The sequence below is a fragment of the Ochrobactrum sp. CGA5 genome, assembly GCF_006345815.1.
GTDB lineage: Bacteria > Pseudomonadota > Alphaproteobacteria > Rhizobiales > Rhizobiaceae > Brucella.
Window position 1 is genome coordinate 17788 of record NZ_VCIG01000019.1, and the last position, 11338, is coordinate 29125.

The window sequence follows — 11338 nt, forward strand, 5'->3', positions numbered from 1 at the left end:
CCCAAGCCTTCGGCTGCCAGAGGGGGCGGAACGCATGACTGGCGCCTCCGATAACTGCGCCGAGAGAAAGCGGACGCAAGGACGTCGGTCTGGCCAATGTGAAGTGGTTCCCAAAGAAGTGGTGAAGCAGTGACAAAACAATATCAGTTACAGGCCGGGCAACGGTTCCTGTCGAGCGCTGGACGCGGCCAATGACCGGGACAAGCATGTTTTTCACGGAGCCGGAACCGGCCAGGTCCGTGAGCACTCGGGTCGCCGAGGGCGTGAGGCGCATCGTGGCCAACAATCCTGGCAAGATGACCTACCACGGAACCAACACGTATCTCGTAGACACGCCCGATGGCCTGTTCGTCATCGATCCGGGCCCGGCTGAAGACAGTGCGCATTTTGAAGCGATCCTCAAAAGCCTGGGGAAAGCGGCGGCAGGAATTTTGATCACGCATCATCATTCCGATCATTTCGGGGCCGCGCCAGCGCTTCGCGAACGGGCCCGCCTGCCCGTCTATGTCTCGAGCGCATTTCCCGACGATGCGTTCGAGCCGGACAGACGCCTGATCGACGGGGAGGTCATTGCCGGCTTGACCGTGCTGCATACGCCAGGGCATGCCAGCGATCATCTCTGCTTCGCAAGATCGGACGGTATCTTGTTCTCGGGGGATCACGTGATGACCTGGAACAGTTCGATCGTCAGTCCGCCGGACGGAAACATGCGCGATTATTGCGGCCAGCTTCAACGTTTGATTGAACGCGATGACAGGACCTATTTCCCGGGCCACGGGCCGGTGCTTCAGGAGCCGAAACCTTACGTCGAACGGCTGCTTGCCAACAGGATGCGAAGAGAAAAGCAGATATTGGCCCATATTTCTTCAAAACCCGATACTGTCGAGGCTATTGCCGCTGCAGTGTACCGGAAATCCGATCCGCACATCGCGATGGCTGCCGAACGAAATGTAATCGCGCATTTGGATAAGCTCTTGTGCGAAGGTCTGGTGGTTCGTTCTGGAGGCTTCTGGAGTATTTCTTCTTAAAGCAAGTTCTGTTCCGCGATGTTTGGACCGCCCCACAATTCTGATCGTACTGAGTTGCGACAAAGCGCGAAAAGCAGGGGCAGGCGGCAAGGGAACTCTGTTTGCCCAAACCGGTCATTCCACACGAAGAAGCCCGCGCGGCATAGCTGCGATGTAGCACGTTGCGGCGAAGCTTATCATGAGCTTGTCGTATCGCGTCGCGACACGCCTCCAGTCCTTGAGACGGCAGAATGTTTGAACGCCGATTCCCGCCGACTTTCCTCCTTTGGTGGCTACCGGCGTCCTCAATAGGGTGTTTTTTGCTGCCCTCGATGTAGATCGCGTCGTCCGCGATCTCGGCGTGTTGGGCGAAGGCGCGGACATGTTCCCGCCGATAGCCGCCCTTTCCAAGCCGGAGGCGAGTGCGAGCTTCGCTTGCCTGTTCCGGCACGGCCGCTTTGGCGTGAATCTAAATTCAAACAGCAAAGCGCCCGATGGATTGCACCGGGCACTTCTTTCTCAAGTCACCTCGAGATTACTTGGTAGCGAGGATTTCGAAATTGTGGACGTTTGCCACCACACCGTCGTCCCATCCACCTGAGATCAATTCTGAAGCCTTTTCATTCAGGAGTCCGGCGACTTGTCCGGCAAAGTGCGCTTCGCGGCCAGAGTTGTCGGCAAAGATGTCGAAGATGGCGAAGTTGTTCCCGTCAATCTGGGGCCAGAACAAGAGGAGTGCGAAATCGTACGCTAAGGACGAACGGAATGAGAACTTACGCGGCGTTCCTTAGCCTAGCCGGAAGGCGGAGCGATCGAAATCCGTTCGGCATCTGATGTTCGGCATCCCATGTGTAGATGCCGGTAAGGTTGATATGTTCCCAACTGAGCGGCGATATGTGTTTCAATAGAGTATCAGGAATGTCTCGCCCCGCTCGTTTCAGCTGTGTGACCGCGCGATCAAGATAAACCGTATTCCAGTGCACGATCGCACTGACGACGAGATTGAGCCCCGAGGCGCGGAAAGCTTGGCTTTCGAACGACCGGTCACGGATCTCGCCTCGCTCGTGGAAGAACACAGCGCGTTTCAGCTTATGGGCGGCCTCTCCCCTGTTGAGACCGGCTTGGCATCTCCGCCGCAATGCCGGACTTGAGTACCATTCGATCATGAAGAGCGACCTTTCGATACGGCCGAGGTCGCGGAGCGCCCTCGCGAGATGGCTTTGCTTCGGAGATGCGGACAGCTTCTTCAGGATCGTAGACGGTACCACGGACCGCGTCGTGATCGACGCCGCGAGATGGAGCAGATCGTCCCAATGGTCGAGAATCAGGGCGGTGTTGATCGGCGCCCCGATATGGTTCGACAGGGTTGGATATGCATCGCTCCTCTCGAACGTGTGGAACTTCCGGTCTTTGAGATTACGCAGTCGCGGTGAGAACCGCTTTCCGATCAAGGCGAACAGCCCGAAGGGTGTTGTCATGTCTGGATGGCGCCCGTTTGGCAATATGATTTTGGTGATGTTTTAGGTTTGCGGGTCGGGTGCAGTCATGTCTTCGGCCTGTTTATGCGGCACGATATGACCGCTGGCCCTGATGTTGTCCGCGAGAACCGATCCCTATCACATTGTCGCGCTGTTGATGCGCAAGACAACACCACGGGTTCTTCGGCTCGTGCGGTCCATTCCGCTTTGCTGTCACATCATACCATCGTCACTCCGCCAACTGTGGTGCCCCGAAAGGCAGAGCTTCTTCGCTTCTACATGCCTACACTGAAGTCAGCGCCCGGTGATCAGGCACAAAGTCCAGCTGGAATTGTATATTCCGCGCCATGATCGCCCAGGCAACGCGCGCAATCTTGTTTGCGAGAGCGACCGCAACGAGTTTGAAGGGTTTTTTCGCCAACAGGGTTTGCGCCCACTCCGCCAATGGGGACTGGGTCTTGCCATTCTTCATCCTGTAAAGCGCAGCATGTGCCCCAACGACAAGAAGCTTGCGCATGCGTCTGTTGCCCATTTTGGAAATGGAGCCCAGCCTTGGCTTTCCACCCGTTGAATGCTGCCTGGGAACAAGGCCCAACCAGGCTGCAAACTCTCGCCCGCCCTCAAACAGCTTTGCGTCCGGCACGCTGGCGGAAAGACAAGTAGCTATGACAGGGCCGATTCCGGGAATTGTCGAAAGCCGGAGACTGACATCGTCGTTGCGATGCGCAGCGAGGATCGCCTTGTCAAGCTTTGCGATCTGCCCCTTGATCTCTATCAAGGCTGTCGCTAGCGGTCCAAGTGCAATACGAACTGCTTGCGAGGTGTGTCCTTTATCATCTTCCAGAATGGCTATTAGCTGTCGTGCGTTGTGAGCCCCCTGAGGTACGACAATGCCAAGTTCGGCAAAATGACCACGCAAAGCATTGATGAGCGCGGTACGCTGAGAGATAAGGAGCTCGCGTGCGCTATGCAGCATCAATGTCGCCTGTTGGTTTTCACTCTTGACTGGAACAAACCGCATTGATGGTCGCGTGACGGCTTCACAAATAGCGGCGGCATCGGCAGCATCGCTCTTTTGTCGACGCAAGTATGGCTTGATGTAGCTCGGAGGGATCAGCCGGACATCATGGCCATTTGCTATCAACGTCCGTGCCCAATGATGGGCTGTTGCGCAAGCTTCCATACCGATCAGACAGGGAGCAAGTTTCTCGAAGAACGGCCGAACCTGCCCGCGTCGTAACGATTTTCGCAGGACGACTTGCCCGTCCGCATCAATTCCATGAAGCTGGAAAACATTCTTTGCGATATCAAGTCCAATTGTCGTAATCTTATTCATGGTGGATGGCTCCTCTCAAGGTTCACTAAGCCTATTTTGACTCATTCGATGCCGTCCGAGGGCGCCATCCACTACATCACGTTAACTGGGCTACAGTTGCCTGCCTGACGGTTTGGGCGTAAATTTTGGCGATGCAGACATCAGATATCATCTTCAAGCGTCACCGTTTTCCGCCACAGATTATTGCTCATGCGGTGTGGCTTTATCTGCGGTTCAACCTTAGTCTGCGTGAAGTTGAGGAAATGCTGCTTGAGCGTGGAATCGACGTATCATACGAGACAGTTCGTCGTTGGATCGCCAAGTTCGGCCCCCAGATCACACGCAACTTGCGGCGGCGTCAGGCGCGCCCCGGCGATATTTGGTATTTGGACGAAGTGGTCGTCAAATGCGCTGGAGAAAAATTCTGGCTTTGGCGTGCGGTGGATCAACATGGCTCCGTTCTCGAAGAAATCTTGCAGAAGCGGCGTGATAAAAGGGCGGCAAAGCGATTGCTTGTGGCGTTAATGAAGCGCTATGGCTTTGCTCCTAAACGGATCATCACCGATAAGCTCCGCTCCTACGGTGCAGCAAAGGCAGAAGTGGCACCCGGCCTTGACCATTGGTCGCACAAGGGCCTCAATAATCGGGCCGAAAATAGCCATCTGCCGTTTAGGAAACGGGAGCGAACCATGCAAGGTCATCGGTTACCTGGAGCGTTGCAACGGTTCGTCTCCATGCACTCAGCGACGCGCAATTGTTTCTCTGTTCCATCTCGTCGCCGAGCCGCACACACAATTCGCTACCATCGCCTCGAAGCTTTCGATGCATGGAAAATTGCGGCCTGTTTCGCCTGAATATCTACGAGCCCCTGGTCTTTCCGGCCAGAGAAACTTAACGTGACAACACCACGGGCGCTGGTTGATCGGACTTATCCGAACCCGTTCCGGCCGCCTGGGCGGCACCATCGGCGGTGTGGCGCTGACCGTCGCCTTTATTGCGTGCCTGGGTGCGTTCTTGCAATCCAGCGCGGCTGAGATGACGGCGCGGTCGATCGCCCAGGTGCCGGTCGATTGGCAGGTCCAGTCGCTGCCGGGGGCAGATCATGGTGCGGTCGAGGCTGCGATCCGCTCCGCTGCGCCGGTAACCGGCCTGCAACCCATCAACTATGCCGATGTTCCTGGCTTTGAGGCGAATATTGGAGGCACCGTGCAGACCACGGGCGGCGGCACAGTGCTTGGCATAGAACCGGACTATTTCGACCAGTTCCCGGGGCAAGTTCGACGGCTGGTCGGGTCGGTCGATGGCGTCCGGATAGCACAGCAGACTGCCGCCAACCTGCATGTCACGGCTGGGGATCAGGTCGTCATCCATCGCTACCTGTAGCGGCTTGCCAACATAAGCGCCTCTGCTCGCAAACATCGGCATTTTCTGCTCGAATTATCTGACAATGGAGCGGGCGTCGTGCTCACGCTCTTTGCCAATGTGCTCGCAAACATCCGGGTCTGCTTGCAAACATCCGCCACGTGCTCAGATTAATTGCCAGCGACGGCATGGTCAAACCGGGACGCCTGCCTGTCGTAGTTGCTCGGTCAGCTGACGGGAATATTCGGGATCAAGGGTGCCCGCCAGGAAGGCGCGGATATACGGACATGCGCTGTGGCTTTCCCTCCTTGGCGCTTCGGGTGCAGGAGGTTCTGCAGCATGATCCGTTGTCAGGGCATCTCTTCGTCTTCAGGGGCCGCAGATCGGATATTTTGAAGATCATCTGGCATGATGGTCTGGGCGCCTGCCTTTTTACCCGGCGGCTGGAGAAGGGCCGGTTTATCTGGCCGAATATGGGATAGCATCCGTCAAGGTGGTGTAGAATTGGGACCGGGCCGTCATGATCAGGCGGCTCTGGGTGAAATTTCTCCATCGCAGCTACGCGAGGAGGTAGAGCTGAGTTTAAGTGCTGTCATTGAAGTTTCACGAGCCTGATAAACGGACGTCATATGTCGCCCATAGTGATGCAAATATTCAATCGATGCACCACTAACGATCAGGATTATTGTGATGCTGGCTCTGAACGGAGTTGCCGTGACCTATGCCAACGGCACCCAAGCTTTGAAGACAACGACATTGACGTTCAACCAGGGTCAGTTCGTCGTGCTCCTCGGTAGATCCGGCGCAGGCAAATCTACCCTCATCCGGACACTCAACGGCTTGGTTGCGCCGACGTCTGGTTCGATCACTTCTAACGATATTGGTGCTCTGGATGCGGAAACTAAGCTTCGCATTCACCGAAGGCGAACTGGGATGATATTCCAGCAGCACCAACTCATAGGGCGCTTGAGCGCGCTCGACAACGTCATGACGGGCCGCCTGGGCTACCACTCTGGCTGGCGTACGTTGTTCCCTATGCCGCGTTCGGATCGAAGGCTGGGGTTGGAATGCCTTGAACGCGTAGGCCTTCTTGATAAGGCTCTCGTCAGGGCGGATCAACTATCCGGCGGTCAGCAGCAACGGGTGGGCATTGCGCGCGCGCTGGTCCAGAAGCCCCAACTGGTCCTTGCAGATGAGCCCGTTGCAAGTCTGGACCCTGAAACGGCTGTCGAGGTCCTGTCGCAGCTTCGCGAAATATGCACAGCCGACGGCATCACTGCTGTGATCAGCCTTCATCAGATCGATCTAGCTCGCCGGTTCGGCGACCGGGTCATTGCTATGCGCGACGGGGAAGTGGTTGCGGACGCCGCTGTCGACGAACTGACCGATCAAATGTGTGCGTCGATCTACCGCAGCGCCCCAAGAAATCCGACCACAACACAAGATTTGTCCAACTACGAGTATGATCAACCTTTAGCTGCCATGGAGGCCGCATTATGAAGAAGCTTCTGTCCCTCGCATTCCTCGCCGTTCTTGGCTGGAGTTCGTTGGCGCATGCTGGCTCAAATCCAGAGACATTGCGCGTCGCGTTGCTACCGGACGAGAACGCCGCCACTGTCATCAAAAACAATCGTCCTCTCGAGGAGTATCTTGAGAAGACACTCGGTCGGGAGATTGAACTGATCGTAACGACCGACTACTCGTCAATGATCGAAGCGATGCGTTTCGGCCGGCTTGAGTTGGCTTATTTCGGGCCGCTCTCTTACACGCTCGCGAAAACCAAGGCTGATATCGAGCCTTTCGCAGCACTTATGAAGGATGGCGAAACTACCTATCGCGCTGTAGTTGTCGCCAATGCAGAGGCTGGCATCGAAAGCCTTGAAGATGCAAAAGGGAAAAAGGTCGCGTTTGGGGACGTGGCTTCCACCTCAAGCCACCTTATCCCGAAATCTATGCTGCTTAAGGCCGGAGTTGAGGCTGGAAAAGACTATAGCGAGAACTTCGTAGGGTCGCATGATGCCGTGGCTATTGCAGTGCAGAATGGCAATGCTCAGATTGGCGGACTTTCGTTGCCCATCTACAATTCAATGGTCGCTCGTGGCACCATTGATCCTAAGAAAGTTATCGCCCTCGCCGAGTCCGATCCGTTCCCGCAGTACCCCTGGACCATGCGGTCGGATCTTGACACTTCGTTGAAAGAGGCGATCACCAAAGCCTTCATCGACCTTAAAGACGAAAAGGTATTGGCATCCTTCAAAGCCGATGGGTTCGCTCCGATCGATGACAAAGCCTACGACGTCGTCCGTGAGCTCGGTAAAGTGCTGAACTTGGACCTGAGTCAGTAAGGCGCGTTCGAGACAGTTTCTCACCTTTCGACGCAGGCGCTGGCCTGCGTCCTTTCTTCCAGGATATGTGATGACACAGCCGTCGGCCGACTACGACTCTATCCTTCAACATCAAAACAAAGCTTGGACCAGAGCTGGCGTGATCGCGTTGGCAATTGCGTGTGTGATCATTGTTAGCAGTTATCACTCCGGTCTTCTTGATCTGGAGCGTCTGGGATCTGGGTTTCCTGCGCTCTGGCAGCTCGGTACGGAAATGTTTCCCCCGGATTTCAACCGAGGCTTGGAGTGGATCAGCCCTCTCATCGACACTCTGGCGATGAGTATAGCTGGGACTGCGATCGCGGTACTGATATCACTTCCAGTTGGCTTTTTCGCCTCAGGGAAAACAGCACCCAACGCTGTCATCTATATGATCTCGCGTGGATTGTTGAATGGTCTACGGTCGATCCCGGAGCTGATTATGGGCATCGTCTTCGTGGCGGCAGTGGGATTTGGAGCGCTCCCAGGCGTGCTGGCTCTTGGTCTTCACTCGGTTGGCATGGTGGGCAAGTTCTTTGCGGAGGCGATCGAGCATTGCGATAATGCGCCTATAGAAGCCGCACGCGCAGCTGGTGCGTCGCCGTTCCAGATCGTGACGCGGGCGATCTTGCCACAAGTTCTACCGCAATTGGCCGATGTGACCATCTATCGGTGGGAGTACAACTTCCGCGCCTCGACAATCCTGGGCACTGTGGGAGCTGGTGGTATCGGTTTCGAGTTGATGACATCCCTCCGGATCATGAATTATCAGGAGGTTCTTGCGATCATGCTCGTTGTCCTTCTGATGGTCACCATCGTTGACCAGGTCGGCGCTCTCCTCCGCCGCCAGCTGCAATAGAAGGATAAATTAAATGCTCCCAAAGGTAGTAATCACCCATCGCGTCCACGAGGAGATTATCTCAAAGCTATCTCCCCACGCTCGTTTAGTTTGCAACGATACTGATGATACATGGCCCCGCGAGAAACTGCTCGCAGAATTGAGCGACGCCAAGGCGATGATGGCGTTCATGCCGGACATGATCGACGCGTCTGTACTCGCGCACGCTCCCGATCTTCAACTTGTGGCATGTGCGCTGAAAGGCTTCGATAACTTCGACATCGAAGCCTGCACGCAGCGTGGAGTCCACGTCACGATAGTGTCCGATCTTCTCACTGACCCGACAGCCGAACTTACAATCGGTCTGATGATTGCTCTTGGGCGGCACATTCTGCCAGGCGACAAGAGCGTCAGGAGGGATTACAAAGGTTGGCGCCCTCGGTTTTACGGCCTTGGGCTGCAGGGCACAGCAATCGGCATTTTAGGGATGGGAGCGATCGGAAAAGCTATAGCACAGCGCCTAAGTACCTTCGGCGCCATTGTGTCGTACTGGGATCGTCAATCCCTGGACAAAGCCGATGAGATCAGACTGAACGTAAAGCCTCTTGAATTTGACCAGTTGATCTCGTCGTCTACCTTTCTTGTGTGTGCACTCCCGCTTTCGGCCGAAACGAAGCATCTCCTCGGCGCTGAACAACTCGCCAAAATGCCCAAAGGAGCACTTCTTATTAATCCTGCACGCGGAAGCGTGGTTGATGAAGAGGCTGTTGTCGCTGCATTGCAGGCGGGGCGCTTGGGAGGCTACGCCGCTGATGTTTATGAGATGGAGGACTGGGCCAGACCCGACCGGCCTGACAAGGTCCACGGGGGTCTCCTCAATCGCGAACATGATTCGATCTTGACACCCCACATAGGCTCAGCAGTGGCGAAGTCGCGTTTGGCTATCGAGCACGAGGCTGCTGACAACATTATAGATTTTGTCCAAGGCCGAAGACCTCGTGCGGCAATTAACGAGGTTCAACTAATTCCTTGATTAGAGAAAGTAATGTTTAGCCTTTCGCATGTCGCAGCATTCATAGAGGTAATCGAAACTGGCAGCTTTCACGAGGCGTCGCGACGGCTTCAGATATCCCAACCGACTGTCTCACATAATGTGAAACGATTGGAGGATATACTAGGGGTGCGGCTGGTCGAGAGGAGGAAGGACAAGTGTGTGCCGACTCGGCAAGGGCTCGTATTCTTGCCATTCGCACGCAGCCTTTTGACCGTCACGAAGAGATCTCTGGACCGCCTGCACAGCGGCCGGATTACGTTGGGTGCCAGTACTAACATCGGTACCTATATTTTGCCAGTCCACTTGAAGCGTTTACAGGATGCTCAAGGCCGGCCACCTGAGGTGGCCGTTGCCTCAAATCCTGAAATCATCGAAAAGCTCTTGAGGAAGGAGATTGATCTAGCCTTTACCGAATGGTGGGACGATCGAAAAGGATATCAAGCCCGCCTTTGGCGGAAGGAAAAGCTGGTAATAATCGTATCCCCACAGCATAATTGGAGGACGCGAAAAACAATTGAAGCGGCAGAGTTATTTCAAGAGTCCCTCATTGGCGGAGAACGTGGAACCGGTACCGGATCCGTGCTCCGCGAGGCCTTCGGCCAAGCGGCAGAGCAATTCCCAATCTCATTCAATGTCGGGAGCACTGAGGCTGTGAAGCATGCAGTTCGAGCTGGTCTCGGCATTTCGATCGTGATGAGGAGCACTGTCCTCGATGAGCTCGCGTCGGGTAGGCTTTATGAGGTTTCTGTTGAGAATGTGGTTCTCGAAAAGTCTGTGTGGGCTGTACATCCCGTACATATGGAGGATGGTTCACCGGAAGCAATCGCGCTTAAGGTTATACTCGATGCGAGCGCCCCTCTGGGTGACCTAGAGCACGTCCACATTACTCGGGGTCATATCCGCAAGATTTGAAGTAGTTGGCGCATTCCTGCGGCTCGAACATGGTAACGGCCTGGCCGACCGCATCCTTTGGTATCGCCGCCTCAATTCCCGGAGTATCCCATACAAGGGGGACAAGATCGGGGACCGCCCGATTTTCGATGCGTAAGGTTCCCTGCTCCATGTCGCGAATATTCGGCCGTCAGACACATAGTTGGTTTCCATGGATCGTTTGTCATAAACGAGGGTTTTTGAGCATGCCATAGCGCATGCCGTCACGCCCCTTGAATGGCGCGATGGAATCTTCTCAAAACTGTTATAGAAACGGTTGTCGCAAAATGCTATGTGTCCAACGACTTTCAAGAACATTTGGATGGCTATGCGGGTCGGGTACGCCAGGGTCAGCACGATCGATCAAAATCCGGAGCTTCAGCTTGAGGCGCTGAGACGCGCCGGTTGCGAGAAGGTGTTTACCGAGCGCGGGTCAGGCGCTCGCGATGACCGCCCGGAATTGGGCCGAATTCTCTCCGACGTGCTTCGCACTGGTGACACGCTCGTTGTCTGGAAACTCGATCGGTTGGCGCGATCGCTAAAGAAGCTCATCGCGACGGCGGAAGAGTTGGAGCGCGCGAAGATCGGGCTCGTGTCCTTGACCGAGAGCATTGATACGACGACGCCGGGCGGCATGCTGACCTTCCATGTCTTCGGTGCGATCGCCCAGTTCGAACGTGCTCTGATCCGCGAACGCACGACGGCTGGACTGGTCGAGGCGCGGCAACGTGGCCGCAAGGGTGGCCGCCCGCCCGCGATGCGCCCGGGCGATATTGCCGCGGCGCGCGCCCTGATGAAGGAAGGCAGCATACCGGTACGCAATATTGCGCAGCGCATGGGGGTTTCTTCTCTATTCGGCGTGTTGAGGTCAAGCGCTTTCGAGCTTTCCGCTCGGCTGGTGATTAACGTCTTTCGCGGGCCCTTGCTTCTCTTCGGGATCGGCTCTTTGGCCCTCCCATTATGGGATCAGTAGAATGAGGCGGCCCAATCT

Annotated in this window: 12 protein-coding genes and 1 pseudogene; 10 read left to right on the forward strand and 3 right to left on the reverse strand. The window is 55.7% G+C overall.

The features are described from left to right. The first annotated feature begins 191 nt into the window (after window positions 1-191). Window positions 192-1028, forward strand: coding sequence for an MBL fold metallo-hydrolase (locus FJQ48_RS12345; protein ID WP_210236258.1), 837 nt, complete (start codon window positions 192-194; stop codon window positions 1026-1028). A gap of 514 nt (window positions 1029-1542) precedes the next feature. Here the strand turns inward: FJQ48_RS12345 and FJQ48_RS12355 are convergent. The 3 genes and pseudogenes from FJQ48_RS12355 to FJQ48_RS12365 form a co-directional block, all read right to left on the reverse strand. Further along, on the reverse strand, window positions 1543-1737 hold the full coding sequence (locus FJQ48_RS12355) for a hypothetical protein (protein WP_247870370.1): 195 nt from the start codon (window positions 1735-1737) through the stop codon (window positions 1543-1545). Between the two features lie 43 nt (window positions 1738-1780). Continuing rightward, a pseudogene (locus tag FJQ48_RS12360) lies at window positions 1781-2473 on the reverse strand (Tn3 family transposase); the annotation flags it as partial. Between the two features lie 295 nt (window positions 2474-2768). Next, window positions 2769-3821, reverse strand: coding sequence for an IS110 family transposase (locus tag FJQ48_RS12365; RefSeq protein WP_139975391.1), 1053 nt, complete (start codon window positions 3819-3821; stop codon window positions 2769-2771). A gap of 131 nt (window positions 3822-3952) precedes the next feature. Here FJQ48_RS12365 and FJQ48_RS12370 point away from each other — a divergent pair, with 131 nt between their 5' ends. The 9 genes from FJQ48_RS12370 (at window position 3953) to FJQ48_RS12410 (ending at window position 11320) form a co-directional block, all read left to right on the forward strand. After that, window positions 3953-4654, forward strand: a complete 702-nt coding sequence (locus tag FJQ48_RS12370) for an IS6 family transposase (RefSeq protein ID WP_139975392.1) — start codon at window positions 3953-3955, stop codon at window positions 4652-4654. 160 nt (window positions 4655-4814) lie between these two features. After that, the gene (locus FJQ48_RS12375; RefSeq protein ID WP_247870371.1) at window positions 4815-5183 is read left to right on the forward strand and encodes a hypothetical protein; all 369 of its coding nucleotides are present in this window, start codon (window positions 4815-4817) and stop codon (window positions 5181-5183) included. 266 nt (window positions 5184-5449) lie between these two features. Next, window positions 5450-5644 carry an IS66 family insertion sequence element accessory protein TnpB gene (tnpB, locus tag FJQ48_RS22735; RefSeq protein WP_006473174.1) on the forward strand — a complete coding sequence of 65 codons (195 nt, stop codon included), beginning with the start codon at window positions 5450-5452 and terminating at the stop codon, window positions 5642-5644. Between the two features lie 208 nt (window positions 5645-5852). Beyond that, complete coding sequence (gene phnC / locus FJQ48_RS12385) at window positions 5853-6662, forward strand: phosphonate ABC transporter ATP-binding protein (RefSeq protein ID WP_006473175.1); 810 nt, start codon at window positions 5853-5855, stop codon at window positions 6660-6662. Then, window positions 6659-7507, forward strand: coding sequence for a phosphate/phosphite/phosphonate ABC transporter substrate-binding protein (gene phnD / locus FJQ48_RS12390; RefSeq protein WP_003501103.1), 849 nt, complete (start codon window positions 6659-6661; stop codon window positions 7505-7507). The genes phnC and phnD overlap by 4 nt, the downstream gene beginning before the upstream one ends. Before the next feature lie 70 nt (window positions 7508-7577). Further along, the gene (phnE, locus tag FJQ48_RS12395) at window positions 7578-8384 is read left to right on the forward strand and encodes a phosphonate ABC transporter, permease protein PhnE (RefSeq protein ID WP_006473411.1); all 807 of its coding nucleotides are present in this window, start codon (window positions 7578-7580) and stop codon (window positions 8382-8384) included. Window positions 8385-8397: 13 nt separating this feature from the next. Then, window positions 8398-9396, forward strand: coding sequence for a phosphonate dehydrogenase (locus tag FJQ48_RS12400; protein ID WP_003501101.1), 999 nt, complete (start codon window positions 8398-8400; stop codon window positions 9394-9396). Window positions 9397-9408: 12 nt separating this feature from the next. Beyond that, window positions 9409-10329 carry a LysR family transcriptional regulator gene (locus FJQ48_RS12405; RefSeq protein ID WP_003501100.1) on the forward strand — a complete coding sequence of 307 codons (921 nt, stop codon included), beginning with the start codon at window positions 9409-9411 and terminating at the stop codon, window positions 10327-10329. Between the two features lie 346 nt (window positions 10330-10675). Further along, complete coding sequence (locus tag FJQ48_RS12410; protein WP_247870372.1) at window positions 10676-11320, forward strand: recombinase family protein; 645 nt, start codon at window positions 10676-10678, stop codon at window positions 11318-11320. Window positions 11321-11338 lie beyond the last annotated feature (18 nt).